Here is a 25,810-nt window from a genome sequence, read left to right as displayed (position 1 = left end):
CCTGCCGACGGCGGATGAGCGGTCGATGAGCACGCTGGTCAGGCACTGGTGACGCCGGTCGTCGGGGTGCTCGGGCCGGTCATCGCGCAGGATGCCACCGGCGCGGACATCGACCTGCGCGGCCCCCGGCACCGGGAACTGCTGGCGCTGCTGGTGGCGGCGGGCGGCCGCGCCGTGTCCTCGACGACCCTGGTCGACGAGCTGTGGCCGGCGGACCCACCCGACGGTGCGGTCGCGGCGGTCCGCACCTTCGTCGCGGCACTGCGCCGTGCGCTGGAACCGGACCGTGCGCCGCGCACGGCGCCGGTCGTGCTGGTCACCGAGGGCGGCGGTTATGCGCTCCGGTTGCCGACCGCGGATGTCGATGCCTGGGCGGTCGAGGCGGCACTGGGTGGGATCGGCAACGACCCGCAGGAGGTGGTCGCGCGGTTGCCGGCGGTGCTGCGCCGGTGGCGCGGACCGGCCTACGCCGGGTTCGACCACTCCGCCCGGCTGTCGGCCGAGCGCCGTCGGCTGTCGGAGCTGCGGGCCGATGCCGTGCAGCAGCTGGCCCGGGCCCGGCTCGACACCGGCGACGTGTCCGGCGCGATCCGCGACCTGGACCCGTTCGTCGACGAGAACCCCTGGCGGGAGACGGGATGGCGGCTACTGGCCACCGCGCTGTACCGCGCCGACCGGCGTGGCGACGCACTGGCCGTGCTGGACCGCGCCCGGCACCGGCTGGCGGACGAGCTGGGGCTGGACCCGGGACCGGAGATCGATGCGCTGTACACCGACATCCTGCAGCGGGCAGCACATCTCAAGCCGACGCCGGCGGACCGGGCGTTCGACAGGGCGGCGGAGAGCCTCCGGTCGGCCGGTGGTCGGTCCCGGTGGGAGGGCACCCTCGGCCTGCTGCGCACCCTGGCGGTGACCGGCGCCGACGGGCTGGCCGCGGCGCGCGAGCAACGCTGGACCGCCATCGAGACCGCAACGGCCACCGGTGATCCCGTGCTCGCCGCGCGGGTGATCGGCGGCTTCGACGTGCCTGGTGCGTGGACCACCTCGGACGACCCGGACCTCGCCCGCCGTATCGCCACCGCGGCGATGCAGGCACTGGACGGGCTCGGTGACCGCCATCCGGCGTTGCGCGCGCGGCTGCTGGCGACCGCGGCGATCGAGCTGCGCGGGGTGCCGGGACCGCGCGGCCCGGAGGCAGCGACCCGTGCGGAGTCGCTGGCCAGGGAGCTGCAGGACCCGGCGCTGCTCGCCTTCGCCCTGTCCGGGCGGTACCTGCAGTCCTACGGACGGGCCGGCCTGGCGCGTGAGCGCGACGAGATCGGCGCCGAGCTCGTCACTCTCGCCGCACGGCACGACCTGCCGAACCATCATGTGCTGGGTCATCTGGTGCGGATGCAGGCCCTGACCGCGCTCGGCGACCCCGGCGCCGCCGGCCAGCACGCGGACGAGGCGGACCGGCTCGGGTCGGAGCACGAGCGCCCGCTGGTCCGGTTGTTCACCGACGGTTTCCGGATCGTGGCCGCGGTGCCGGACCGGCCGGTGGCGCGGTCGCAGCAGTCGTTCCGCGAGTTGGCCGCCCGGCTCGAGCTGACCGGGATGCCCGGGGTGTCGCGCGGATTGCTGGCGCTGCAACTGGTCTCGCTGTCCCTCGCACATGGGTTGCCGGTGGAGGCGTCGGTCGGCGAGCTGGACCCGGGGCCGTACCGGCCGTGGATCACCCCGCACCTGCTGCTGGCGCAGGGCCAACCCGACAGCGCGGCCGCCGCCCTCGCTCACCTCCCGGATCCGGACCCCGGTCTGCCGCTCGAGGTGCTCTGGTGCCTGGCCGCCGCGGCCGCCGACATCGTCGGCGACACCGTTCTTCTCGCGCGTGCCCGGACGGCACTGGCGCCGGCGGCGGCCGAGATCGCGGCCGGCAGCGGGCTGGTGACCGCCGGTCCGGTGGCGCGGTACCTGCGCTGATCCGCGGCAGCGGGCTCAGCCGGCAGCGCGGGAGTCGATGCCGGCCGGGCCGTCGACGGACCCGGTGTCGTGCAGCCGGCCCAGGTCCCGTTCGATCAACCGGCCGGCGGTCCGGGCGGCGGCCAGCAGGTCGGCCTCCACGGCGTCGTCCATCCGGTTGCTCAGCGCGGAGATGTGGATCGCCGCGACCAGGGCTCCCCGGTCGTCGCGGATGGGGACCGCGATGCCGACCACGCCGATGATGGCTTCCTCGCGGCTGATCGCGTGCCCCTGCTGCACGATGCGGGCCAGCTCCGCCTCCAGCTCGGCCTCGGTGGTCAGCGTGTGCGAGGTCAGCTGCGGCCGCTCCTGGGAGAACAGCCGCCGCCGCAGCTGCCGGTCGTGCGCGGCGAACAGCTTCCCGACCGAGGTCGCGTGCAGGTACAGCGACTGGCCGAGACGGATGTCGACGGTGACCGGCTGGGTGCCGGGGAAGCGGTCGACGTAGGCGACCCGGCGGCCGAACGGCACGGCCAGATAGATGTCGTCACCGGTGACCCGGGCCAGCTCCAGCAGGTGCCGGCGGGCGATCGCGCGCACCTCCAGGCCGTCGACGATCCGGATGCCGAGCTGCACGGCCCGCGGTCCGAGCGAGTACCGCAGGTCGTCGGCCAGGGTCACCACCTCGGCGGTGACCATCCGCTGCAGCAGGTTGTGGCTGCTGCTCAGCGGCAGTCCGAGGCGCTTGCTGATCTCGGTGGCGGTGAGCCCGTCCGGCCGCCCGATGAGGAGTTCGAGCACGTCGAACGTCCGGGCGTACCTGTCGATCGTGCTCATCCCACGCCCCTCCACGGCCCGGCCGGCGCCTCCCGGTGCCCCCCGAGGGTATCGAGGATCCTCCGACATCACGAAGCGGTCTTCGGAAGGACGGTCGCGGCGCGGGCATTGACGGATCCGGTCGACAGTCCTAGATTCGAATTTGCGAAGGCCGCTTCGAGATTGTGGAAGAGGCGGAGAAGCAGTGAGGAGGCCCGACGAGGTGCCGGAGTTGAGTGTCGTCATGGACGACGACCGAGCCGTGACCACAGCAGCCACGCCGCCACCGGCGGCCACCCTGCCGGAGCTGATCGACGCGCTGGCCGCGTCGTCCGCCCCGGACCACGAGGCCGTGGTCGCCGGAGACGTGCGGATGACGTACGCGGAGCTGGGTGCCCGGACCCGGGACGCGGCCAAGGCACTGCGGGCACTCGGGGTGGACGAGGGCGACGTCGTCGCGCTGATGGCGCCGAACACCGCGGACTGGATCCCGGCCGCCGTCGGCGCCATGCGCTGCGGTGCCCGCGTCGACGCCTTCAACACCTGGGCCAAGGCCTACGACCTCGAGCACCTGCTGCGCTCGTCCGGGGCGTCGGTGCTGCTGCTGCCGGCGCGGGTGCGCAGCACCGACCTGCTGGCCGATGTCCGCTCCCTGGTGCCCGAACTCGACGGCGGCTCCTTGCCCGGTGCGCGTTTCCCGGCGCTGCGGCACGTGGTCGTGCTGGATGCCGCACCGTCCGCCGGCACCCTCTCCTGGGACGGGCTGCTGGAGCAGCACCACGGCGACCCGGAAATCGTCGAGCCTGCCGGGCGCGGTGCGGAGCCGGCCTTCGTCCTCTACACCTCCGGGTCCACCAGCGCGCCGAAGGCGGTGCCGCTGTGCCACCGGCACCTGGTGGAGAACGGGTTCCACATCGGCGAGCGGATGGGGCTCGACGCCGCCGACCGGGTCTGGCTGGGCTCGCCGTTGTTCTGGAGCTACGGCTGCGCCAACTCGATGATGGCGACGTTCACCCACGGCGCGACCCTGGTGCTGCAGGAGCACTTCACCGCGCCGACGGCCGCTGCACTGTTGGCCGCGGAGCGGGTGACCGCGGCCTACCTGTTGCCGACGATGATCGATGCGCTGGTCACCGGCAACGCCGCGCAGGTGCGGGCGATCGGGTCGCTGCGCACCGGGCTGACCATCGGCCGGCCGGACGTGATCGACCGCGCCGTCGACGATCTCGGCATCCCGGGGATCTGCAACATCTACGGCTCCACCGAGACCTACGGCAACTGCTGCGTCACCGACCACCGGATGCCACTTGCCCGCCGCCGCACCTCCCAGGGGGAACCGCTGCCCGGCGTGCAGGTGCGGATCGTCGATGCCGAAGGCGCCGAGGTGCCGGCCGGCGAGCCCGGTGAGGCGCAGGTTCGCGGCCGGCTGACGCCCGGGTACCTGGGCGACGCGGCGGCGAACGCGGCCGCGTTCACCGCGGACGGCTGGTTCCGCACCGGCGACCGGTTGCGGATCGAGCCGGACGGTGCGGTGGCCTTCGTCGACCGCACCGGCGACATGATCAAGACCTCCGGCATCAACGTCTCGCCCGCCGAGGTGGAGGGCTTCCTGGCAGGCCATCCCGGTGTGCGCGAGGTGCTGGTCGTCGGAGCGCCGCACCCGTCCAAGGACGAGGTGGTGGTGGCGTTCGTGGTGCCACAGGATCCGGCGCTGCTCGCGGCGGAGCTGACGCAATACGCGCGCAGCCGGATCGCCGGCTACAAGGTGCCGCACCTGATCGAGATCGTCGACGAGCTGCCACGCACCTCCACCGGCAAGCTGGTCCGCCGTGACCTGCGGTCCCGCGCCGCCGAACTGGTGGCCGAGCGGGAGGCCGGACGGTGACCGGGAACTGGGGACGCTGGGGCGCGGACGACCAGTCCGGTGCCCTGCACCTGGTCACCCCCGAGGTGACCCGACGGGCGGTGGCAACGGTCCGGGAGGGCCGCACGCTGTCGCTCGCGCAGCCGCTGGGCCCGGGCAGCCCGTCCCCGGGACACCGCGCGGGGCCCGCCCGGTACATGACCCGGGACGCCGGCGACTACGCGCTGGGTGCCCGCAGTCCCGGCGGCTTCCGGTTCGCCGAGGACGTCGTCCAGTTCCCGACGCACAGCGGCACCCACGTCGACGCGCTGTCCCACGTCTGGTCCGGCGACCACCTCTACAACGAGCACCCGGCGAGCTCCACCCGCAGCACCCGCGGTGCCCAGCGCTGCGGCGCCGAGCACCTCTTCCCGGTGACCACCCGCGGGATCCTGGTCGACCTGGTGGCGGCCACCGGTGCGCCGCTGTCGCCGCGCACCGCCGTCACCCACGCCGACCTGGAGCGCGGCATCGCCGAGGCCGGGGTGACGCCGGAGCCGGGCGACGCGGTGCTGATCCGCACCGGCTGGTGGGAGTCGGACGGCGCGGCCGGGGACCACTTCTCCGACGAGCCCGGGATCGACGAGGCGGCCGCGCAGTGGCTGGCCGACCGCGACGTGGCGCTGGTCGGCGCCGACAACTACGCGGTCGAGCAGCAGACCGACGTCCCCGGTTTCCCGGCGCATCTGGTGCTGCTGCACCGGTACGGCGTCCCGCTGATCGAGAACCTGGAGCTCGCGCCACTGGCCGGGGCGTTGGCCGCGGCCGGCCGGTCCGCCTTCCTGTTCGTCTTCGCCCCGGTGCCGCTCGTCGGATCCACCGCGGCGCCGGTCACCCCGGTGGCGGTGCTGTGAGCGCCCCGGACTGGGTGCAGCTGCTGCGTCCCACCGACCTGGTGGTGGTCGCCCAGGGCACCGGCGAACCCACCCCGCTGCTGGAGCAGCTGCTCGAGCACGGCCCGGAGGGCGCCGAGGTGTTCGTCGGGCTGTCGCACAGCACCGCGCTGCTGCGGCCGACCCGGACCACCCTGCTGTCCTTCGGGGCGCTCGGGCCGCTCGGCCGGCCGCCGCTGCGCGGCCGGGTCGGGGTGATCCCCGCGCACTTCGACGATCTCGCCCGGGTGCTGCCCTGCCGCGGCCGGGACCTGGTGCTGCTGGTGCAGGTCGGCCCGGCCGACGCCGCCGGCACCCACGGCCTGGGCCTGGCCGTGGACCACACCTACGAGCTCCGGGACCGGGCCCGCCTGGTGATCGCCGAGGTCAACGACCAACTGCCGGACACCACCGCGCCGCGACTGCCGGCGACCGGTTTCGCCGCGGCCGTGCCGACATCACGTGTCCTGCCGCAGATCCCGGCCGGCCTGCCGGGAGAGGTCCAGCAGCGCATCGCCAATCACGTGGCCGGGCTGGTGCCGGACGGCGCCACCCTGCAGCTCGGGATCTCCTCCGTCGCCGCCGCGATCGGTGCGGCCCTGCACGGTCGTCGGGATCTCGGGGTCCGGTCCACGCTGGCCGGGGACTGGCTGCTCGGGCTGGCCCGGGCCGGCGCGCTGCGCCCGGGTGCGGTGACGATCAGCGAGGCGGCCGGTTCCGCGGCACTCTACGACTGGGTCGTGCAGGCCGGCGTCGACATCCGGCCGGTGCCGGACATTCTCGCCCCGGCAGCCGCTGGCACCGTCGACGACTTCGTCGCGGTGAACTCGGCGCTGCAGGTGGACCTCACCGGTCAGGTGAACGCCGAGCAGACGCCCGCCGGTCACGTCGGCGCGATCGGCGGGCAGGCCGAGTACCTGCGTGCCGCCCAGCGCTGCCCCGGTGGCCGATCGGTGATCGCGCTGCCGTCGGTCACCTCCGGCGGGGCGTCCCGGATCGTCGGCCGGCTGCATCCCGGCACCGTCACCACCGCCCGCTCGTCCGTCGACTTCGTCGTCACCGAACACGGTGTCGCCGATCTGCGCGGGCGCACCGTCTCCGAGCGGGCCGCCCTCATCGTCGCCGTCGCGGCACCGGGTCACCGGGCCGCGCTCCGGGAAGGAACCGCCGCATGAGCTCCGTCTCCACCGCCGCGCCACCGGGCACGGCCGACGCATCCGCACCGGACGGGGAGGCCGGCCGGATCACCCGGCAGCTGACCGACTTCCTGGCCGGGAAGCCGGATGGCGCCGGCCGGGTCACGAACGTCCGGCGGGCCGGCAGCGGCCGGTCCCGGGACAACTGGCTGTTCGACCTGGTCGGGCCCGCCGGCACCGAGGAACTGATCCTGCGCACCGACCCGGACGGCGGCCTGATCGACACCGACCGTGCCGTCGAGTTCGAGGTGCTGCGCGGTCTCGCCGGCAGCGGGCTGCCCACACCGACCGCGCGCTGGCTCGACACCACCGGCGAGCCCTTCGGCCGACCGGGGCTGATCATGGGCCGATTGCCGGGCCGCTGCGACTACCGGGTACTGCGTGACCCGGCCCGACCGACCGCCGAGAAGCGGGAACTGGCAGCGGCTTTCTGCGACCTGCTGGCCGCGGTGCACGGCGTCGACCACCGGGCCCTCGGCCTGGACCGCACGCTGCCCGATCCGGGACCGGCGGCCGCGCGGGCCGAGCTGGACCGCTGGACCGCGGTGCTGCGGCAGGACCAGCTCGAGCCGTGGCCCGAACTCGACTACGCGGCCGCGGTTCTCGCCGAGAAGGCGCCGGAGTGCGCGGCACGGGTACTGGTGCACGCCGACTTCAAGCCGGGCAACATCCTCGTCGACGCCGGCCGGGTCAGTGCGCTGCTGGACTGGGAACTGGCACACCTCGGCGACCCGCTGGAGGACCTGGGTTGGGTCACCCAACCGCTGCGCTCGGCCGAGCACACCATCGAGAACGACTGGACCGCCGAGCATCTGATCGCACACTACGAGCAGGCCACCGGGATCACCACGGACCGGGCCGCACTGGCCTGGTGGGTGGCGTTCTCCTCCTACAAGACCGCGGTGATGCAGGTGAGCGGGCTGCGGGCGTTCCTCGAGGGGCGCGCCGACGAGCCCTACCGACCCACCCGCCGGGTGCTGGCCACCCTGCTCGACGCCACCGGGGAGCCGGCATGAGACCGACGATCGACGAACAGCTGCAGGGCGCGGTCCGGCTGCTCCGGCTCGCGGAGTCCGAACCGGATGCGAGTCCGGCGGTGACCGAGCTGGTCCGCAACGCCCGCCGGCTGGTCGAACAGGTCGGCCGGTCCTGGTCCGCGGCGGTGCCGTTCCTGGTGGACGACAACGCCCGTACCGCAGCCCTTCTGGGGGTGCCGCTCGAAACGCCGGACCCGCCGGGCCTGGCCGGTGCGGCTGCCCGGAACGAGGAGTTGCGGGGACGGCTGTCCGACCGGATCGCCGAACTGGGCGACGGACCGGAGCGGGCGGCCATCGGCGCGCACCTGCGCGCCCGGGTGATGGCGGACCCGACATGAGTACCCCGACGACGACGCAGGAGCCGGTGATGAACGGCCTGCCCATCGACGACGAGCACTTCGCGGAGCAGTTCCCGCTGTCCCCGCTGGACGACCACCTGATCCACCAGACCCCGGACCCGGTCCGGGTGATGTGGACGGGGGACCCCCGTGCCTATGACCGCTACTGGATGGTCGCGCACGACGCCGGCGGCGACATCCTGATCGCCGCGGGCGGCAGCTTCTACCCGAACCTGGACCGGGCCGAGGCCTACGCCGTGGTGAACGTGCGCGGCCGGCACTCGGCGGTGCGCAGCTTCCGCCGGCTCGGCGCGGACCGGGCCGATCTTCGCGTCGGCCCGATCGCCCCGCAGGTGGTACGGGGACTGCGGGAGTGGCGGTTCGTGCTGGAACCGAACGAGCAGGGTGTGGCCTACGACCTGACGTTCACCGACACCACCCGGCAGGTCTTCCGCGAACCGCTGTCCAACTCGGCCACCGGGCTGCCACCCGGCCGCCGCGGCGACGTCACCAGCGGCTTCGAGTCCTTCGGCGACGTCAGCGGCTGGGTCGAGATCGACGGCAGCAGAACGACCCTCGCGCCCGGGTCGATCGGTACCCGGGACCGGCACTGGGGCACCGGGCGCGGCGTCGGCGGCCCGGCGATGTCGCTGGGCGGCCGGCTGCACGTGGGGACGAACGGCAACGCGTTCGTCGCCTTTCCGGACCGGGCGCTGTGGGGCGACCGGCTGTTCTACCGGTTCGGCGACCCGCGGAAGGGATTCGAGAAGGTGCTCAAGCCGACCCGCCGGCTGCGGTTCGAGCCGGACACCCAGGTGTTCACCGAGGCGGTCGTCGACTATCGTTTCGGGGACGGCAGCATCGATCGGCTGCACTACGAGAAGATCGGCCAGCAGACCGCTTTCCTGCGGTGCGGGATGTACGGCGGCACCCCCGACGGCGACATCCACCAGGGGTCCTACGACGGCCCGGACCTGACCGAGGGCGAGACCTTCGACCTCCATCGGCCCGAGACCCGGATCGGCATCAGGGGTCTCGACGAGCACCTGTGCCGGGTGACCCGTGACGACGGGACCACCGTGCTCGGCATCTACCAGACCATCGACCCACTGGCCTACGAGGCCTGTGTCAGCGGCCGACCCGGCTGGGACCTGTTGTAGAACGAGCCGCACGCTTCGGGAACGGTTCGTGCAGTACAGCTTTCGTGCAGTAGAGCTTTCCTCCCTCATTGCCACCGCAGTCATCACGGTGAGGAGCCGTCAGTGTCCACCCATCTCCCCTCCCGCAGCGAACAGCGTCGCATCGCCTTCGCCTGCATCATCGGGAACTTCCTGGAGTACTTCGAGTTCGCGCTGTACGGCTTCTTCGCCGTCGCCATCGGCGCGACGTTCTTCCCGTCCGACGACCCGTCGACCGAGCTGCTGCAGTCGCTCGCGGTGTTCGGTGTGGCCTTCCTGCTGCGCCCGGTCGGCGGCGTGGTCTTCGGCCTGATCGGCGACCGGATCGGCCGGCGGGCATCGCTGTCGATCAGCATCACCATGATGAGCCTGGCCACCGCCGCCATCGGCCTGCTGCCCGGCTACGACACGCTCGGTGTCTGGGCGCCGATCCTGCTGGTGCTCATCCGCTGCATCCAGGGCCTGTCGGTCGGCGGTGAGTGGGGCGCCAGCTCGGCGTTCCTCATCGAGACCGCCGGTCCCGGGCTGCGCGGCCAGCGCGGCAGCTACCCGTCGATGGCCGCGGCGATCGGCTTCGTCGGCGGCTCGCTGCTGTCCCTCGGGTTCGGCCTCGCCTTCACCGCCGAACAGCTCAACAGCTGGGGCTGGCGGATCCCGTTCCTGGTCGCGCTGCCGCTCGGCCTGCTCGGCCTGTACATCCGGCGCAAGCTGGAGGACACCCCGGTGTTCCGGCAGATCGAGCAGCAGGACGACCGGCCGAAGGCCCGGCTGCGGGACGCGATCGACCTGCGCAACTGGCGGCCGCTGCTGGTCACCTTCGGCTTCTCCTGGATCTGCGGCGTCGGCCTGTACTACCTGACCTCGTACGTCGTGAACTACCTGACGGCCACGGTGAAGCTGCCGCGGACCGAGGCGGCACTGCTGGTGGCGATCGGCCTCGGTATCTACGCGGTGCTCTGCCCGATCGCCGGACGGCTGTCGGACCGGTTCGGCCGCCGCCGCACGATCATCTTCGGCTGCATCGGGCACGTGGTGCTCGCGGTGCCGGTCTTCCTGCTGCTGGGCTCCGGCAACGCGGTGCTGATCGTGCTGGCGCTGATCGTCTACGCGATCATGCAGGCCCCGATCAATGCGAACACCTCGCTGATCATGATCGAGATCTTCCCCGCCGGGACCCGGCTCACCAACGGCTCTCTCGCCTTCAACCTGGGCGTCGGCCCGCCGTCGGGCTTCGGCCCGCTCGTCGCCGCGGCGCTGGTCGCCGGCACCGGGCTGACCTTCTCGCCGGGCTTCTTCCTGGCCGGCGTCGCGCTGTTCTCGCTCGTGGTGCTCTACTTCCTGATGCCGGAGACCGCCGGCCGGGACCTGACCCTGGAACACGACGCGGTGCAGGACCAGCGGCGCCCCGCGCGGCTCGACAAGACGCGGGAGACCGCCCGCGGCTGACGCAGTTGCTCGGGAATCTGTTGTACGGCAGGAGGAGTGGACATGCGTTGCGTGGAACTGGACGGCACCGGCGGGCCGGAGGTGCTGGTGCCGGGCATCCGGCCGGTCCCGGAACCGGGGCCCGGGGAGCTGCTGATCAAGGTGCTCGCGTGCGGCGTGTGCGGTCACGACCTGCTGGCCCGACGCGGGCTGTTGGGTGCGCCCGAGCGAGCCGTGCTCGGTCACGAGATCGCCGGTGTGGTCGAGGCAGTCGGTCCGGATGTGGGCGACGGCGCGGACCTGCTCGGGCGCCGGGTGTCGCTGGTCCAGCGCATCCCGTGCGGGCACTGCCCGGACTGCCTGGCCGGCCTGACCACGCTGTGCCGGCAGGGGCAGGGGTTCTACGGCGAGGACGTGCCCGGTGGGTATGCCGAGTACGTCCTCGCCACCACCCGGAACGTGGTGCCGGTGCCGGACTCGATCCCGGACACCGCCGCGGCCATCCTGTCCTGCGCCGTGGGCACCGGCTACCGGGCTCTGCGCCGGGCCGGGACCCGTGAGGACGACATCGTTCTCGTCACCGGCGCCGGCGGCGGTGTCGGTGTGCACACCGTTCAGATCGCCCGGCACCTCGGCGCGAAGGTGGTCGCGCTGACCGGATCCCCGGGCAAGGAGCAGGCGCTGAAGGACCTCGGCGCGGACGCCGTGCTGGTGTCTCCGGATGCCCGCGAGGTTCGCGCCTGCGTCGGGGATCTCGGCGGCCGCCGCGGCGCCGATGTCGCCGTGGAACTGACCGGCGGGCCGACCTTCCCGCTGGCACTGCGCTCGCTCGGCCCACGTGGCCGGCTGGTGCTGATCGGCAACACCGAGCCGGCGCAGCTGCCGCTGGACCCGGGTCTGGCCATCCTCAAGGAGCTGACGATCCACGGTTCCGCGCACGCCGATGCCGGCGACCTGGCCGAGGTGGTGGAGCTGGTCGCCTCCGGCGCCGTGACACCGGTGCCGGCGAAGGTGTTCCCGCTCGAGGAGGCGGCCGCGGCGCACCGCGCGGTCGAGCAGCGGGAGGTCGCCGGCCGGGCGGTGCTGGTCCCGTGAGCGCCCCGCTGCAGGGCATGCGGGTGCTGGACCTGAGCCAGCAGCTGCCGGGGCCCTACGCCACCCTGCTGCTGGCCGGACTCGGCGCGGACGTCACCAAGGTGGAGCCGCCCGCCGGGGACGCGTCCCGGCAGCTGGATCCGCAGATGTTCGCCGGGGTCAACGCCGGGAAGTCCTCCGTGGTGCTGGATCTCAAGTCCGATCCGGACCGGGAGCGGCTGTACGAGCTGGTCCGTGAGCACGACGTGCTGGTCGAGGGCTTCCGGCCCGGGGTGACCGAGCGACTCGGCTGCGACCATCCCACGCTGCAGCGGATCCGGCCGTCGCTGGTGTACTGCTCGATCAGCGGCATGGGCCGGACCGGCCCGCTGGCCGCACATCCCACCCACGACATCTCGCTGCAGGCGATGGCCGGCATCCTCGGCGGCGGGTCGGAGGTCACCCGGATCGGCGTGCCTTGGGTGGACCTGGCCACCGCCACCTCCGCCGCGCTGGCCATCACCGCCGCCTGGCACGCCGGTCAGGGATGCTACCTGGACCTGAGCATGCTGGACGCCGCCGTCGCCTGGGCGCGGGCAAAACCGTCCGCGCTGGAGCCGGGCCCGGAACCCACCTACGGCACCCTGCGGGCCGCCGACGGCGGCCGGGTGGTCATCGCGCTGCTGGAGGACCACCAGTGGCAACGGCTCTGCCGGGCGCTGGGCTGGGACGACTGGGTCGACGACGATGACCTCGCCCGGTACACCGACCGCCGCCGGCACGGCTCCCGCATCCGGGCCCGGCTGGACGAGTCCGTCGGCCGGCTGACGGTGCCGGAGATCGTGGTGCTCGCCAAGGATTTCGACCTGTCCATCGGTCCGGCCGACGCCGCCGACGACCCGGCGTCGCAGCAGCAGATCGCGCTGCGGTTCCCCGGTGAGCAGTCCCTGCCGTTGCCGGCAGCGCTGCTGCGGCCACTCGGCCCGGCACCGGCCCTCGACCAGCACTCCACCGGAGGATGACCACCGTGCTCGACTCCTTCCGTCCCGACGGCGCGCGGCGCTGGCGTATCGGCGTCATCGACGGCCCGAACATGCCGAACCTGGGCAACCGCAGTCAGAAGATCTACGGGCCCATCCGGTCGCTCGCCGACCTGCAGGACCTGGTCCGCCGGACCGCCGACGATCTCGGCGTGACGGTCACCCCGTTCGCCTCCAACCACGAGGGCGAGATCCTCGACTTCATCCACGCCACGGCGAAGGACGTCGACGGCTGGATCATCAACCCGGCCGGGCTGACCACCTACGGTGAGGCGACCCGGCACGCGCTCGACGACACCACGAAACCGGTGGTGGAGGTGCACTTCTCCAACACCATGCGGCATTTCGCCGAGGTGGCGCCGCACTACGGGCAGCAGACCTCCCGGTTCACGTACACCGCGACCGGGCTGGTGATGGGGCTGCGGCAGTACAGCTACCTGGGTGCGCTGCTGGCGCTCACCCTGGCGCTGGACGACGACGACTTCCTGGCCGGGGGCACCCGGCGGCACTGACCGGTCTCCTCAGCCTTTCGCCGCGTCCGTGTGCCGCTCGGTGAGGGCGGTGATCGCCTCCAGGTGCTCGCGCATGGCGGTGAGCTCGGCGATGGTCAGCTTGCGCAGCAACTGCTGCCCGTCGGCGACCAGCGGCCCGTAGAACTCGCCGACCCGCCGGTACCCGTCCTCGGTCATCCGCACCAGCACCTGGCGCCGGTCGGCCTCCGACGGGCTGCGCTCCACGAACCCGGCCTGCACCAGCCGGTCGATCAAGGCCGTGGTCGCAGCCGGCCGCAGCCCGGTGGCGGTCGCCAGCTCGCCGGCCGTGCACGGCCCGCCGACCAGGTGGTCCAGGCAGCGCATCGCCGACGGGTTCAGCCCCAGCCGGCGGCCGACGGCGTCGTCGAAGGCCTGCACGCTGCGCTGGTACCGCTGCATCGCCATGCCGAGACCGTCGACCGCGGCTTGACGACCGGGAGCCATGCTCGCTACCTTTCGATGATCGAAACATTCGATTTTCGTACGAATCGAGGGTGGTGGACATGCGGGCTCTCATTATGGGTGCAGGGATCGCCGGGCCGGCGGGGGCGCTCGCGCTGCACCGGATCGGGATCGACGCGGTGATCCTGGAGCGCCGCCCGGCGCCGGCGGCCGGGGATCCGCTCGAGGGCTCGTACCTGACCCTCGCGCCCAACGGTGTCGACGTGCTGGACACCCTCGGCGTGCTGGGTGCGGTCCGGGAGTGCGGCGTCCCGACCCGGGCGAACATCATGATCGGCGCCACCGGCCGCCCCCTCGGCGAGCTGCCGCTCGGTGCCGCCCGGCCCGACGGCCTGGTCGGGCTCACGGTGCAGCGGACCCGACTCGCGCAGGTGCTGACGGATGCAGCGGTCGCCCGTGGGACCGATATCCGGTACGGCGCCGAGGTGGTGCAGCGGCAGGAGCGCCCGGACGGGGTGTCGGTGGTGCTGTCCGACGGCACGGAGTTGTCGGCAGACCTGCTGGTCGGGGCCGACGGCGTCCGGTCGGCGACCCGTTCCGCGATCGACCCGAACGCGCCCGCCGCCCGCTACGTCGGGCTGACCAACTTCGGCGGGATCACCACAGGCAGCCCGCTGGCCGGCTCGCTGACCCCGGCCGCCTGGCACTTCGTGTTCGGCGCGCGGTGCTTCACCGGTCTGCTGCCGACGCCGGGCGGGGACGTGGTGTGGTTCGTCAACGTCCCGGGGCCGCAGATCAGCCGCGCGGAGCGGGCGGCGACGCCGGCCGCGGCCTGGCTGGACCGATTGGTGGAACTGGCCGCGCCGGACGCCGGCCCGGCGGCGGAGGTGATCCGCGCCGGCCGGCTGGAACTGGCCGCGGACAACACCTTCGACCTGGGGCATGTGCCGATGTGGTGGCGCGGGCGCAGCGTGCTGGTCGGGGACGCGGCGCATGCCCCGTCGCCCAGCTCCGGCCAGGGTGCGTCCATGGCGCTCGAGGACGCGGTGGTGCTGGCGCAGGCGCTCCGCGACCATCCGGACCCGGCCGCGGCCTTCGCCGCCTACGAGCGGGCACGGCGCACCCGGGTGGAGAAGATCGTCGCCGTCGGCGCCCGCAGCGGCAGCGCGAAGATCCCCGGCCGGATCGGCCGGCGGTTCCGCGAGGCGGGGATGCGCTTCGCCTTCCGGCGCATCGTGACGCCGGAGCGGATGGCGTGGATGACCGACCACCGGATCGACTGGGACGCCCCGGGTTGGTCGTGAGCACCATGGCGTGAAGGACGCGGTCGAATCGATACGATAGGCCCGGCTCGAGTGGTTGCCGGGCGTCGGGTGTGACACCGTCGACGCGCTCGGTGTGCCCGCCGGGCCGCACCGGGGCGGCAGGCCGCTGCTCCGCAGACGCACCCGGAAGGACCCCCGACCGTGACCTCCGTCCAGCTCTACTCCGTCCGCGACGCCTTCGCCGCCGACGGCTACTCCGATGTCCTCGCCCGGCTCGCCGCCATCGGTTTCGACCAGGTGGAACCATTCGACTTCGCGAACCGCGCGGACGAACTCGCCCCGGCCCTGGAAGCCGCCGGGCTGACCGCACCGTCCGGCCATGTCGGCCTGCTGTCCGGTGACCAGGAGGCCATCTTCGCCGCGGCCGGCCGGCTCGGCATCGGGCTGGTCGTCGAGCCGTTCGTGCCGGCCGAGCAGTGGACCGATCTCGCCGACGTGCAGCGGATCGCCGACGGTCTGAACGCCGCCGCGGGTCGCGCCGCCGAGCTGGGACTGCGGGTCGGGTACCACAACCACGCCTGGGAGCTGTCGACCCGCATCGACGGCGTGGCCGCGCTGGAGGTGCTGGCCGGGCTGCTCGACCCAGCGGTGCTGCTGGAGGTCGACACCTACTGGGCGTCCGTCGGCGGCGAGGACCCGGTGGCCCTCCTGGGCCGGCTCGGAGACCGGGTCGCCGCGATCCACATCAAGGACGGGCCGGCCGGCGGGGTCACCGCCGACCAGGTCCCGGCCGGGCAGGGCACCCTGCCGATCCGCGACATCGTCGCCGCTGCACCGGCATCCGCGATCCAGGTGGTCGAGTTCGATGCGTATGCGGGCGACATCTTCGAGGGTGTCGCCTCCTCGCTCGCCTTCCTGCGCGCCGGTACGCCGGCATGAGCCCGGTCGGTGTCGCCGTCATCGGCGCGGGCGTCATCAGCAAGGCCTACCTGGAGAACCTGACCCGGTTCCCGGACCTGCAGGTGCACGTGGTCGCGGACCTGTTCGAGCCGGTCGCCGCGGAGCGTGCGGCCGAGTTCGGCGTGCCGACCAGTGGCGGCGTGGAGACGGCGCTGCAGCACCCGGACGTCGAGATCGTCGTCAACCTCACCATTCCCGCCGCGCACGTGGAGATCGCCTCTGCCGCGGTGCGGGCCGGCAAGCACGTCTGGAGCGAGAAGCCGTTCTCCCTGGACCGGCCCAGCGGGCTGGGCCTGCTGGACGAGGCGGCCGCGGCCGGGCTGCGTCTGGGATGTGCGCCGGACACCATCCTGGGCGCCGGCATCCAGACCGCCCGCCGGGTCATCGAGCGCGGCGACATCGGTGTGCCGCTGGCCGGTCTCACCATGTTCCAGACCCCGGGACCGGAGTCCTGGCATCCCAACCCGGCCTTCCTGTTCCAGGCCGGGGCCGGGCCGCTGTTCGACATGGGTCCGTACTACCTGACCACGCTGGCGCAGATCTTCGGCAGCTTCGCCGAGGTGTCGGCCGTCGGCGGCACGGCCCGGCCGACCCGGGTGATCGGGTCCGGCCCGAAGGCGGGCGAGGAGTTCACCGTCGACGTGCCCACGCACGTCGGCCTGCTCGGCTCGTTCACCGGCGGCGGGTCGGCGCAGAGCGTGTTCAGCTTCGAGTCCCCGCTGGTGCGTGCGGGTTTCGTCGAGATCACCGGATCGGAGGCGACGCTGTCGTTGCCGGATCCCAACATGTTCGACGGCGACCTGCGGATCCGCCGGACCGGTGCGGAGGACTGGGAGTCGATCCCGCTCACCGGGCCGACCGACGGTCGGGGGCTGGGCGTGCTGGACATGGCCAGGTCGATCAGGGCCGTTGTGCCGCACCGTATCCCGGGCGAGCTCGCCTACCACGTGCTCGACGTGATGGTGTCCGCGGGCGAGGCGCTGGCGGACCGCCGGGTCGTCCCGGTGGACAGCACCGTCGAGATCGCGCCGACCCTGCCGGAGGACTGGGACCCGCATGCCCGCACCCTCTGAGCCGGTGGCAGGCCTGCGCGTCGGGATCATCGGCGGCGGCTTCATGGCCGATGTGCACTCCCGCGCCGTGCGATCGTCGTTCGGCCGGGTGGTGGCGCTGGCCTCGTCCTCGCCGGAGCGCGCGGCGGCGCCGGCGCGGCGGGTCGGCGCGGAGCGTGCGGTGTCGGTCGACGACCTGCTGGCCGCAGACGACATCGACGTGGTGCACGTCTGCTCGCCGAACGCCACGCACACCGACCTCGCCCGCCGCGCGCTGGCCGCCGGCAAGCACGTCGTCTGCGAGAAGCCGCTGGCTGTGACGGTGGCCGAGGCGGAGGAACTGGTCGGCCTGGCCGCGGTGTCCGGGCTGGTGACGAGCGTGCCGTTCGTCTACCGGTTCCACCCGCTGGTGCGGGAGCTGCGGTCCCGCCTCGCCGGGCAGCGGGTGTTCTCCGTGCAGGGCGCCTACCTGCAGGACTGGCTGCTGGACCCCGCCGACGACAACTGGCGGGTGGACGAGGGGGCCGGCGGTGCGTCCCGCGCCTTCGGCGACATCGGTTCGCACCTGGTCGATCTGATCGAGTTCGTCACCGGGGACCGGATCGTGGCGGTGCGCGCGCACACCCGGACCGTGCACCCGGAGCGGGGCGGCCATCCGGTGGCCACCGAGGACCTGGTGGCCGCGGTCGCCGAGTTCGCCGGCGGCGCGGTGGGCACGCTGCTGGTGTCCCAGGTCGCCGCCGGCCGGAAGAACGGCCTGACGGTGGAGATCTCGACGCCGCAGGAGAGTCTGCGGTTCGAGCAGGAGAGCCCGGAGACGGTGTGGATCGGCCGTCGTCGCGGTTCGGAACTGCTGCCGCGGGACGCCGATCAGCTCTCCGCCGACGCCGCCCGGCTGTGCGCCGTGCCGTCCGGCCACCCGATGGGCTACCAGGACGCGTTCAACGCCTTCGTCGCCGACACCTACGCCGCGGTGCGCGGCGCGGCCCCGGACGGGCTGCCGGTGTTCGCCGACGGCCTGCGAGCCGCACAGGTGACGGCGGCCGTCCTCGAGTCCGCCCGCACCGGCACCGATGTCACCCTCCCGGAAGGACCCGCATGACCGAGTACGCCGCCACCCACCCGGTGACCCTGTTCACCGGGCAGTGGGCCGACCTGACCCTGGACGAGGTGGCCGGGCTGGCCGCCGGCTGGGGCTACGACGGGCTGGAGATCGCCTGTTCCGGTGAGCATCTGGACGTGTGGCGGGCCGCGGAGGACCCGGGCTACCTGGCCGGGCGTCGGGAGATCCTGGACCGGCACGGGCTGCAGCTGTTCGCCATCTCCAACCATCTCAAGGGCCAGGCGGTCTGCGACGACCCGATCGACTTCCGGCACCAGGCGATCGTCGGATCCCGGGTGTGGGGCGACGGCGATGCGGAGGGGGTGCGGCAGCGGGCGGCCGACGAGCTGAAGCAGACCGCGGTGGTGGCGCGGCAGCTCGGGGTGGACACGGTGGTGGGGTTCACCGGGTCCAGCATCTGGCAATACGTGGCGATGTTCCCGCCGGTACCGGCGTCGGTGATCGAGGGCGGGTTCGAGGACTTCGCCCGCCGGTGGAACCCGATCCTGGACGTGTTCGACTCCGAGGGGGTGCGGTTCGCGCACGAGGTGCACCCGAGCGAGATCGCCTACGACTACTGGTCCTCGGTGCGTGCGCTGGAGGCGGTGGATCACCGGCCGGCGTTCGGGTTCAACTGGGATCCCAGCCACATGATGTGGCAGAACATCGATCCGGTGGCGTTCATCGGCGACTTCGCCGACCGGATCTACCATGTCGACTGCAAGGACACCCGGCTGCGCCGGCCCAACGGGCGGTACGGGGTGCTCGGCTCGCACCTGCCCTGGGGTGATCCGCGGCGGGGCTGGGACTTCGTGTCCACCGGCCACGGCGACGTGCCGTGGGAGGACTGCTTCCGGGCGTTGCGGGCGATCGGCTACGCCGGGCCGATCTCGGTGGAGTGGGAGGACGCCGGCATGGACCGGCTGCACGGCGCCGCCGAGGCCGTCGGCTTCATCCGCTCGCTGCTGTGGAAGACCCCCTCCGCCTCCTTCGACGCCGCCTTCTCCCACCAGGACTGACCCCACCCGGCGCGAGGATCAACTTCGCAGGCGCGTACGAAAGTGGCGACTCCTGTCCCACCAGTCCCTTTCGCGGCATCTTCACACGCGCCTGCGAAGTTGATCCTCGCGCCGGGGGCGGGTCAGGTGCGGGTGTAGAGGGCGACCCAGTCGATCTGCAGATGCCCGCTGCGACTGAGATCGGGTGTGCTGCTGGTGCTCTCGGTCTGCAGAACCAGGTGCATCGGGGTGCTGGGGACGCCGGAGGTGGTGACCAGCACCTGCTTGCCGTCCAGCAGGAACACCACCCGGCCCTGGGTCCACTCGACGGTGGCGGTGTGCCAGGAGGTGTAGCGGGCGCCCGTGTCCTTGTACCCGCAGTTGGCCTGCGGATTGCCGACGCAGTGGCTGAAGGCGTGGATGGTGCCGCCGAGATTGCCCTCGGGGAAGTCGATCTCGCCCTCGTTCCAGTTGTTGCTGTCCGGCCAGAGCAGCCAGGCGGTCTTGTAGCCGGGCAGCGGGTCGGACCGGAACCGCACGGTGTACCGGCCGTAGGTCTGGCCGCCCCATTTCCCGTTCACCAGCGGGACCGGGGCGGCGACCTGGGCGCGCCCGTTCTGCGCATGCAGGTACAGGTCGAGCACCCCGCCGGAGGCGGAGATGATGCCCTGGTTGTAGGTGCCGGCCTTGTAGGTGTCCGCGAAACCGTGGTAGCTCATCCACTTCCCGGCGTACGGACCGGGGAACCCGCCGCGAGCCACCGGAGTGGTGAAGTCCTCGGCGAACACCTGCTTCCAGCCGGGCAGGTTGCCGATCGGCATGCTCTGTCCGCTCGGCGAGGTCGGTGCGCTGACCTTCTTCGAGACGCCGCCGGCAGCCGCCGCGACGGTGAAAGGCTGCGCGATGCCGATCTTCTCGACCACCCGACCGACGCCCCGCTGCACACATGACGACGCGGTGTAGGTGCCGGCAGGCAGGACCACCGTTCGCTGGGTGGCGATACCGAGCGTGGTCACCGTGGTGGTGGAGATCGCCGGCAGCGCGAGGGCATCGGTGATGGTCGTCGGCGCGACACCCTGCAGGCACACGCCCACCCGGGACGCGGTGAACGGCGTATCGGCCCACACGAGGTTGCGCAGGTCGACGGTGGTCCCGGCGATGGTGATCCGCAGGTCCTGCCCGCGGGCGGTGGTTGCGGCCGAAGCGGCTGCCTCCGCGCTCGAGGTCCGGTCGGGGAGCACGAAGACGGTCCCGGCAACCGCCAGCACAGCGCCGACGACCGCGACCAGGCGAGCGCGGGTGCCGCGCCTGACCTGGCCGAAAGCTGTCGGCGATTGCCGTGTGTGACCGAACATAGGTCTGATGTTTACAGACAGTGAGCTCCGGATCCAGGTCAGGGCACCCTTCTCACCCGGCCCGACCGGCGATTCCCCCGTCATGATCAACACCGGTCACCGACGGTGCCGCACCGCCGGCGATTCCGTGCTGCGGCAGGAGGTCCCCAGCGCCTGCGGACGCTGATCCGTCACCCAGCGTCAGTGCCTCACCCGGTCCACGGTCCGACGCCGGCGATCTTGTCGATCCGGTACCTGATGACGAAGCCGCCCTCCGCCCGCGGCGCCGGGAAGGTGGCATCGGGGGAGATGTAGACCTTGGCCAGCCGGTCCAGCAACCCCCAGGCACCGCCCTCGGTGACCGTTGCGGTGGTGGTGAGCACGGCATGTTCGGCGAGGAAGACCCCGGGCGTGCGGGGCGCATCGAAGGACAGCACCGTCCGCGGATCCCGGATCATGTTGCGCACCTTGAGGTTCGCCGCCATGTGGCCGGAGACGAGCACGTCCGGATCATCGGCATCGAGGCCGATCCAGATCACCGTCACCTGCGGGCTGCCGGAGGCGTTCAGCGTGGTCAGGTGGGCCAGCGGGCCGGACTCGACCAGCGTGCGCAGCGAGTCCGGGATCGGCATGCGGACACGCTAGCCCCGGACCCGCGCCTGCGCCCAGGTCCGGGTGGCGGCGTGGATCCGGCTGCCGGCATCGAGGACGTCGAAGTGGTCCTCGCCGTCGATCTGCCGGAGTTCGACCACGTCACCTGCTGCCGTGGCCGCGGCGGCGAAAGACGTCGACTGCGAGATCGGCACCATGGTGTCTTCGGTGCCGGTGATCACCAGCGTCGGGACGCCGACCGGCAGCAGGGCCATCGGCGACGCGGCGGCGTAGACGTCGGGGATCTCCTCCGGATCGCCGCCGAGCAGCTTCGCGACCGCCCCACCGCCCAGTCCCTGTTCGGCAGCGGCGACCAGGTCGTCGACCCCGGCCTGGCTCACCACCCCGACCGGCCGCAGGGTGGCGTCCCGGCGCGCGGCCGCCCACAGCGCCAGGGTGCCGCCGGCGGAGTGCCCGACCAGCACCACCCGCGTCACGTCGAGCCGGGACGCCGCGGCCACCGTCGGCAACAGGTCGCAGGCGGCGCCGACGTCGGTGAAGGTGATCGGCCATCCGCCACCGTTGCCGATCGACCGGTACTCCACGTTCCACACCGCGAGCCCGGCGCCCACCAGGTCGGCCAGCACGTCGTCCTGCAGCGACCGGTCGTACTGCCGGCTCCAGTAACCGCCGTGCACGAGCACCACCACCGGCCACCCCGCCGCCGGTGGCGCACCGGCCGGGACGTGCAGGTCGGCCACCTGCTTCGGGTCGGCGCCGTAGGAGTGGGTGGTCGTCGCGACGGCGGTGGTGGTGCCGGCCCGGTCCGGTGAGCATCCGGCGAACACGGCCAGTGCGGGAGCCAGCAGGAGGTTGCGGCGGGAGACGGGCACGGGCGGGATTCGGAGCAACGGTCACCCGCGGCGGGTCGGCGTTCCGCGGGAAGCCTGTTCGCCGGGGGCGGACAGCCGTCCGTGTCGGGAGGGAACAAAGGTCCGCGCAGATGCATTGAGTCAGTCAGGCTCAACCATCCTGAGGAGAACCACATCATGACTGCTACCTTGCGCCTCCCGGTCCTGTCGCTGACGGACACGGTGGTGCTGCCCGGCATGGTCGTGCCGGTGGAGCTCGACGAACAGGCGCAGGCCGCAGTCGACTCCGCGGTGAGCGCGGCCGCCGAGGGCGAACCCAAGAAGCTGCTGCTCGCGCCCCGGCTCGGCGACCGTTACCCGACCTTCGGTGCGGTGGCCACCATCGAGAAGCTGGGCCGGCTGCCCGGCGGGGCCCCGGGTGCCGTGCTGCGCGCCGAGTCCCGCGTGCGGATCGGCACCGGCGTCACCGGCCCCGGCTCCGCGCTGTGGGTCGAGGCGGAGACCGTCGACGACACCGCCACCACCGAGCAGACCGGCAAGCTGGCCGCCGAGTACAAGGCGCTGGTGATCGCCAGCCTGCAGAAGCGCAACGCCTGGCAGATCATCGACACCGTCGAGTCGATCACCGACCCGTCGCAGCTGGCCGACACCTCCGGCTGGGCCTCGTACTTCACCGCCGAGCAGAAGCGGCAGCTGCTGGAGACACCGGACGTCGACGCCCGGCTGACCGTGCTCATCGAGTGGACCCGCGATCACCTGGCCGAGGTCGAGGTGGCCGACAAGATCGGCGAGCAGGTCCGCGAGGGCATGGAGAAGAGCCAGCGGGAGTTCCTGCTGCGGCAGCAGTTGGCGGCGATCCGCAAGGAGCTCGGCGAGAACGAGCCCGATGGCAGCGAGGATTACAGGCAGAAGGTCGAGGAGGCCGATCTCCCGGAGAAGGTGCGGGAGGCGGCGCTGCGCGAGGTCGGGAAGCTGGAGCGCGCGAGCGACCAGTCCCCGGAGTCCGGATGGATCCGGACGTGGCTGGACACGGTGCTCGAACTGTCCTGGACCACCACCACGCAGGACAACGTGGACGTGACCGCGGCCCGCGAGCAGCTGGACGCCGACCATCACGGTCTGGACGACGTGAAGGACCGGATCGTCGAGTACCTGGCGGTGCGGTCGCGGCGTGCGGCCCGTGGCCTGCAGGTGATCGGCGGGCGCGGGTCCGGCGCGGTGCTGGCCCTGGCCGGTCCGCCCGGGGTCGGCAAGACCTCCCTCGGCGAGTCCGTCGCGAAGGCGCTGGGCCGGAAGTTCGTCCGGGTCGCCCTGGGCGGGGTGCGGGACGAGGCCGAGATCCGCGGCCACCGGCGCACCTACGTCGGCGCGCTGCCCGGCCGGATCGTCCGCGCCATCTCCGAGGCCGGCTCGATGAACCCGGTGGTGCTGCTGGACGAGGTCGACAAGCTCGGCTCGGACTTCCGCGGTGACCCCGCGGCGGCCCTGCTCGAGGTGCTCGACCCGGCGCAGAACCACACCTTCCGGGACCACTACCTGGAGATCGACCTGGACCTGTCCGACGTGCTGTTCCTGGCCACCGCCAACGTCATCGAGAACATCCCCGGCCCGCTGCTGGACCGGATGGAACTCGTGCAGCTGGACGGCTACACCGAGAACGACAAGGTCGCCATCGCCCGGACCCACCTGTGGGGCCGGCAGCTGGAGAAGGCCGCGCTGGACGATGCCGAGGTCGGCATCGACGACGAGTCGCTGCGGCTGATCGCCACGGAGTACACCCGGGAAGCGGGCGTCCGGCAGCTGGAGCGGGCGCTGGCCAAGGTGCTGCGCAAGGTGGCGACCAAGCTGGGCACCGGCAGCGACCGGATCGACGTGACGCCGGCGAACCTGAAGGACTTCCTCGGACGCCCGCGGTTCACCTCCGACGCCGCCGAGCGCACCGCCGTCCCCGGCGTCGCGACCGGACTGGCCGTCACCGGCCTGGGCGGCGACGTCCTCTACATCGAGGCGACCGCACTGCCGGGCGAGAAGAAGGGCCTGCAGCTCACCGGCCAGCTGGGCGACGTGATGAAGGAGTCGGCGCAGATCGCGCAGTCCTACCTGCGGTCGCACGCAGTCCAGCTCGGCATCGACCCGGACGACCTGGAGAAGACCGTCCACCTGCACGTGCCCGCGGGCGCGGTGCCGAAGGACGGTCCGTCGGCGGGCGTCACCATGGTGACCGCGCTGGCCTCCCTGGCCACCGGCCGCAACGTCCGGTCCGACGTGGCGATGACCGGTGAGGTCACGCTGAACGGGCGGGTGCTGCCGATCGGCGGGGTCAAGCAGAAGCTGCTGGCCGCGCAGCGGGCGGGCATGAAGATCGTCTTCATCCCGCGGCGCAACGAGCCCGACCTGGACGACGTGCCGGCCGAGATCCTGGCCGAGCTGGATGTCCGGCCGATGACCGACGTGGCGGAGATCGTCGCGCAGGCCCTCGAGCCGGCGACGACGACCGGCGCCGAGATCGCCGCCTGACACACCGAACCCGATCGCAACGGCCCCCGCACCCGGTGGTGCGGGGGCCGTTGTCGTCCGGCGAACTGTGCGAACCCGGCCCGGGCGCACCCGGCTGCCGGATAGCGTCGTGATCATGGATCGACTGCGGCGCACCTTGATCGGCACGACGACGGCGCTGGCCGTCACGCTCGGAGCGGCCGCCTGCTCGTCGCAGACCGCAGGGGAGCCGACCACCGGTGCGATGCCGCCGACCGCCTTCCGGCAGGCGCTGGCGATGCTGGACCCGGCCGCGCTGGGGGAGGAAGGCTTCCTCGCCTTGTCGGACTCCGCCCGCATCCGGGCCCTGCAGGAACTCGAGAACGGCTCGCTGTGGCGGGGTCTCGACCTGGCCGGCGCGTCCGCACTCACCGTGCTGCCGCCCGACGACCTGCTCACCGACACCGGAATCGACGTCGGTGCGGCAGCTTTCGCGATCGAGGCCGGACAGCCGCCGGCGTTGGTGACGGTGATCTCCGGCGGCCAGGACGCGCAGCGGATCACCACGGCGATCACCGCCGCGGGCTGGCAGGACGACGGTTCCGGGACCTACAGCCGCGAGCAGGACCTGGGCCTCGGCGGCATTCTGGCGCGGCTGTCGATCTCCGCCCCGAAGATCCGGCCGGACGCAGCGGACCTGGTGTTCAGCGGCGCCACCGGCGACCCGGGCGCCGCCGGGCCGGGCGCCACCGGCATCGGGACGCGACCGGCGGTCGCCGCGGCGGCCGGCTGCCTGGAGGACGTCGTGCTGATGAGCGGTGTCGGCCTCGGGGACACGGCGGCGACCGGGTGGGCCGACGACGTCCGGGGTGTCGCGGTCGGCGTGCGGGCCGGTGGTCCGGAGGAGCAGTCGGTGCTCTGCCTGCTGGTGCCGGAGAGCGGCGACCCGCAGGCCGTCGCCACCCGGACCGAGGCCGCCCTGCAGGACCGGTCCCTCGCGAGCGGACAGCCGTGGGACGAGCTGCTGCCGGACGCCGTGGTCGACGTGCTGCCGACCGCCGACAACGCGGCAGTCGCGCTGTCGGTCGTCCGCATCACCTCGACCACCACCGGGCTGCCGCCGAACCGGGTGCTGTCGATGCTGTACCAGCGCGACATCCCGGGTGCCGGCAGCGAATAGCACCCGAGCCACGAGCGACGACATCGCGCATTCCGTTCAATCCCGGCACAAACGACATCCCGGACGATGCAGCACGAACGTCCGGTCGTGGTGCCGACTCCACCGACGGTGCAACGGAGATCACCCTCACCGTTCCGACAACCACACGATCGTCGGAAGGAGCCGCTCGACGGTGACCGAGAGTGAGATCACCCGGAAGAATGGCGCGGTGTTGTCCGGCGATGGT

Annotated in this window: 23 protein-coding genes; 18 read left to right on the top strand and 5 right to left on the bottom strand. The window is 72.7% G+C overall.

Translation table 11 applies throughout. The annotated features are described in order from the left end of the window. The first annotated feature begins 48 nt into the window (after positions 1–48). Positions 49–1,962 (top strand): AfsR/SARP family transcriptional regulator, encoded by a 1,914-nt coding sequence (locus GIS00_RS12880; RefSeq protein ID WP_322097911.1) that lies wholly within the window; start codon positions 49–51, stop codon positions 1,960–1,962. Between the two features lie 15 nt (positions 1,963–1,977). On the opposite strand, the gene GIS00_RS12875 is transcribed toward GIS00_RS12880, so the two are convergent. Further along, positions 1,978–2,778 (bottom strand): IclR family transcriptional regulator, encoded by an 801-nt coding sequence (locus GIS00_RS12875; RefSeq protein ID WP_196073257.1) that lies wholly within the window; start codon positions 2,776–2,778, stop codon positions 1,978–1,980. Between the two features lie 223 nt (positions 2,779–3,001). Here GIS00_RS12875 and GIS00_RS12870 point away from each other — a divergent pair, with 223 nt between their 5' ends. From GIS00_RS12870 to GIS00_RS12825, 10 genes are all read left to right on the top strand, one after another. Beyond that, positions 3,002–4,642 (top strand): class I adenylate-forming enzyme family protein, encoded by a 1,641-nt coding sequence (locus tag GIS00_RS12870; protein ID WP_154768847.1) that lies wholly within the window; start codon positions 3,002–3,004, stop codon positions 4,640–4,642. Continuing rightward, positions 4,639–5,514, top strand: a complete 876-nt coding sequence (locus tag GIS00_RS12865; protein WP_322097910.1) for a cyclase family protein — start codon at positions 4,639–4,641, stop codon at positions 5,512–5,514. Before GIS00_RS12870 ends, GIS00_RS12865 begins: the two co-directional genes overlap by 4 nt. Continuing rightward, complete coding sequence (locus tag GIS00_RS28960) at positions 5,511–6,707, top strand: acetyl-CoA hydrolase/transferase family protein (RefSeq protein ID WP_322097909.1); 1,197 nt, start codon at positions 5,511–5,513, stop codon at positions 6,705–6,707. Before GIS00_RS12865 ends, GIS00_RS28960 begins: the two co-directional genes overlap by 4 nt. Next, positions 6,704–7,744, top strand: coding sequence for a phosphotransferase family protein (locus GIS00_RS12855; RefSeq protein WP_154768846.1), 1,041 nt, complete (start codon positions 6,704–6,706; stop codon positions 7,742–7,744). Before GIS00_RS28960 ends, GIS00_RS12855 begins: the two co-directional genes overlap by 4 nt. Next, a complete protein-coding gene (locus GIS00_RS12850; RefSeq protein ID WP_154768845.1) occupies positions 7,741–8,103 on the top strand; it encodes a hypothetical protein in 363 nt (120 codons plus the stop codon). The genes GIS00_RS12855 and GIS00_RS12850 overlap by 4 nt, the downstream gene beginning before the upstream one ends. After that, complete coding sequence (locus GIS00_RS12845) at positions 8,100–9,263, top strand: hypothetical protein (RefSeq protein ID WP_230313526.1); 1,164 nt, start codon at positions 8,100–8,102, stop codon at positions 9,261–9,263. Before GIS00_RS12850 ends, GIS00_RS12845 begins: the two co-directional genes overlap by 4 nt. 102 nt (positions 9,264–9,365) lie before the next feature. Then, a complete protein-coding gene (locus GIS00_RS12840) occupies positions 9,366–10,727 on the top strand; it encodes an MFS transporter (RefSeq protein ID WP_154768844.1) in 1,362 nt (453 codons plus the stop codon). A 42-nt stretch (positions 10,728–10,769) separates the two neighbouring features. Next, positions 10,770–11,801, top strand: coding sequence for an alcohol dehydrogenase catalytic domain-containing protein (locus GIS00_RS12835; RefSeq protein ID WP_154768843.1), 1,032 nt, complete (start codon positions 10,770–10,772; stop codon positions 11,799–11,801). After that, positions 11,798–12,802, top strand: coding sequence for a CaiB/BaiF CoA transferase family protein (locus tag GIS00_RS12830; RefSeq protein ID WP_154768842.1), 1,005 nt, complete (start codon positions 11,798–11,800; stop codon positions 12,800–12,802). The genes GIS00_RS12835 and GIS00_RS12830 overlap by 4 nt, the downstream gene beginning before the upstream one ends. Beyond that, on the top strand, positions 12,799–13,332 hold the full coding sequence (locus tag GIS00_RS12825) for a type II 3-dehydroquinate dehydratase (protein WP_154768841.1): 534 nt from the start codon (positions 12,799–12,801) through the stop codon (positions 13,330–13,332). Before GIS00_RS12830 ends, GIS00_RS12825 begins: the two co-directional genes overlap by 4 nt. 9 nt (positions 13,333–13,341) lie before the next feature. Here GIS00_RS12825 and GIS00_RS12820 read toward each other — a convergent pair whose 3' ends face one another. Continuing rightward, the gene (locus GIS00_RS12820; RefSeq protein ID WP_154768840.1) at positions 13,342–13,797 is read right to left on the bottom strand and encodes a MarR family winged helix-turn-helix transcriptional regulator; all 456 of its coding nucleotides are present in this window, start codon (positions 13,795–13,797) and stop codon (positions 13,342–13,344) included. A gap of 59 nt (positions 13,798–13,856) precedes the next feature. Between GIS00_RS12820 and GIS00_RS12815 the strand changes: the two genes are divergently transcribed. The 5 genes from GIS00_RS12815 to GIS00_RS12795 all read left to right on the top strand — a co-directional run bounded on the left by GIS00_RS12815 (position 13,857) and on the right by GIS00_RS12795 (position 19,153). Continuing rightward, positions 13,857–15,059: an FAD-dependent monooxygenase gene (locus GIS00_RS12815; RefSeq protein ID WP_154768839.1), complete on the top strand. Its 1,203-nt coding sequence runs from the start codon at positions 13,857–13,859 to the stop codon at positions 15,057–15,059. 162 nt (positions 15,060–15,221) lie between these two features. Next, positions 15,222–15,959 carry a sugar phosphate isomerase/epimerase family protein gene (locus GIS00_RS12810; RefSeq protein WP_322097908.1) on the top strand — a complete coding sequence of 246 codons (738 nt, stop codon included), beginning with the start codon at positions 15,222–15,224 and terminating at the stop codon, positions 15,957–15,959. Next, positions 15,956–17,053 (top strand): Gfo/Idh/MocA family protein, encoded by a 1,098-nt coding sequence (locus GIS00_RS12805; RefSeq protein ID WP_154768838.1) that lies wholly within the window; start codon positions 15,956–15,958, stop codon positions 17,051–17,053. The genes GIS00_RS12810 and GIS00_RS12805 overlap by 4 nt, the downstream gene beginning before the upstream one ends. Further along, positions 17,037–18,134 carry a Gfo/Idh/MocA family protein gene (locus GIS00_RS12800; RefSeq protein ID WP_154768837.1) on the top strand — a complete coding sequence of 366 codons (1,098 nt, stop codon included), beginning with the start codon at positions 17,037–17,039 and terminating at the stop codon, positions 18,132–18,134. The genes GIS00_RS12805 and GIS00_RS12800 overlap by 17 nt, the downstream gene beginning before the upstream one ends. Continuing rightward, positions 18,131–19,153 (top strand): sugar phosphate isomerase/epimerase family protein, encoded by a 1,023-nt coding sequence (locus GIS00_RS12795; RefSeq protein WP_154768836.1) that lies wholly within the window; start codon positions 18,131–18,133, stop codon positions 19,151–19,153. Before GIS00_RS12800 ends, GIS00_RS12795 begins: the two co-directional genes overlap by 4 nt. A gap of 122 nt (positions 19,154–19,275) precedes the next feature. On the opposite strand, the gene GIS00_RS12790 is transcribed toward GIS00_RS12795, so the two are convergent. The 3 genes from GIS00_RS12790 to GIS00_RS12780 all read right to left on the bottom strand — a co-directional run bounded on the left by GIS00_RS12790 (position 19,276) and on the right by GIS00_RS12780 (position 21,950). Further along, entirely contained in the window at positions 19,276–20,487 is a 1,212-nt protein-coding gene (locus GIS00_RS12790; protein ID WP_196073256.1) for a glycoside hydrolase family 16 protein, read from the bottom strand. Between the two features lie 188 nt (positions 20,488–20,675). Continuing rightward, positions 20,676–21,098 (bottom strand): TIGR03618 family F420-dependent PPOX class oxidoreductase, encoded by a 423-nt coding sequence (locus GIS00_RS12785; protein ID WP_154768834.1) that lies wholly within the window; start codon positions 21,096–21,098, stop codon positions 20,676–20,678. Between the two features lie 9 nt (positions 21,099–21,107). Next, positions 21,108–21,950: an alpha/beta hydrolase family protein gene (locus GIS00_RS12780; RefSeq protein WP_322097907.1), complete on the bottom strand. Its 843-nt coding sequence runs from the start codon at positions 21,948–21,950 to the stop codon at positions 21,108–21,110. A 156-nt stretch (positions 21,951–22,106) separates the two neighbouring features. Here GIS00_RS12780 and lon point away from each other — a divergent pair, with 156 nt between their 5' ends. Both lon and GIS00_RS12770 read left to right on the top strand, forming a co-directional pair. After that, positions 22,107–24,446: an endopeptidase La gene (gene lon / locus GIS00_RS12775; RefSeq protein WP_154768832.1), complete on the top strand. Its 2,340-nt coding sequence runs from the start codon at positions 22,107–22,109 to the stop codon at positions 24,444–24,446. A gap of 115 nt (positions 24,447–24,561) precedes the next feature. Continuing rightward, positions 24,562–25,584: a hypothetical protein gene (locus GIS00_RS12770; RefSeq protein ID WP_154768831.1), complete on the top strand. Its 1,023-nt coding sequence runs from the start codon at positions 24,562–24,564 to the stop codon at positions 25,582–25,584. Positions 25,585–25,810 lie beyond the last annotated feature (226 nt).

Origin of the sequence: Nakamurella alba, from assembly GCF_009707545.1 — a bacterium.
In the GTDB taxonomy this organism is placed as follows: domain Bacteria; phylum Actinomycetota; class Actinomycetes; order Mycobacteriales; family Nakamurellaceae; genus Nakamurella; species Nakamurella alba.
The sequence above is the reverse complement of the archived record's forward strand: the minus strand, read 5'-3'. Positions and strand labels throughout refer to the sequence as shown.

Excerpts from the sequence above, each read along its gene's own strand:
- GIS00_RS12875 (WP_196073257.1), bottom strand. The coding sequence starts at position 2,778 with ATGAGCACGATCGACAGGTACGCCCGGACGTTCGACGTGCTCGAACTC.
- GIS00_RS12870 (WP_154768847.1), top strand. The coding sequence starts at position 3,002 with ATGGACGACGACCGAGCCGTGACCACAGCAGCCACGCCGCCACCGGCG.
- GIS00_RS12855 (WP_154768846.1), top strand. The coding sequence starts at position 6,704 with ATGAGCTCCGTCTCCACCGCCGCGCCACCGGGCACGGCCGACGCATCC.
- GIS00_RS12850 (WP_154768845.1), top strand. The coding sequence starts at position 7,741 with ATGAGACCGACGATCGACGAACAGCTGCAGGGCGCGGTCCGGCTGCTC.
- GIS00_RS12845 (WP_230313526.1), top strand. The coding sequence starts at position 8,100 with ATGAGTACCCCGACGACGACGCAGGAGCCGGTGATGAACGGCCTGCCC.
- GIS00_RS12835 (WP_154768843.1), top strand. The coding sequence starts at position 10,770 with ATGCGTTGCGTGGAACTGGACGGCACCGGCGGGCCGGAGGTGCTGGTG.
- GIS00_RS12825 (WP_154768841.1), top strand. The coding sequence starts at position 12,799 with ATGACCACCGTGCTCGACTCCTTCCGTCCCGACGGCGCGCGGCGCTGG.
- GIS00_RS12820 (WP_154768840.1), bottom strand. The coding sequence starts at position 13,797 with ATGGCTCCCGGTCGTCAAGCCGCGGTCGACGGTCTCGGCATGGCGATG.
- GIS00_RS12815 (WP_154768839.1), top strand. The coding sequence starts at position 13,857 with ATGCGGGCTCTCATTATGGGTGCAGGGATCGCCGGGCCGGCGGGGGCG.
- GIS00_RS12805 (WP_154768838.1), top strand. The coding sequence starts at position 15,956 with ATGAGCCCGGTCGGTGTCGCCGTCATCGGCGCGGGCGTCATCAGCAAG.
- GIS00_RS12800 (WP_154768837.1), top strand. The coding sequence starts at position 17,037 with ATGCCCGCACCCTCTGAGCCGGTGGCAGGCCTGCGCGTCGGGATCATC.
- GIS00_RS12795 (WP_154768836.1), top strand. The coding sequence starts at position 18,131 with ATGACCGAGTACGCCGCCACCCACCCGGTGACCCTGTTCACCGGGCAG.
- GIS00_RS12790 (WP_196073256.1), bottom strand. The coding sequence starts at position 20,487 with ATGTTCGGTCACACACGGCAATCGCCGACAGCTTTCGGCCAGGTCAGG.
- GIS00_RS12785 (WP_154768834.1), bottom strand. The coding sequence starts at position 21,098 with ATGCCGATCCCGGACTCGCTGCGCACGCTGGTCGAGTCCGGCCCGCTG.
- lon (WP_154768832.1), top strand. The coding sequence starts at position 22,107 with ATGACTGCTACCTTGCGCCTCCCGGTCCTGTCGCTGACGGACACGGTG.
- GIS00_RS12770 (WP_154768831.1), top strand. The coding sequence starts at position 24,562 with ATGGATCGACTGCGGCGCACCTTGATCGGCACGACGACGGCGCTGGCC.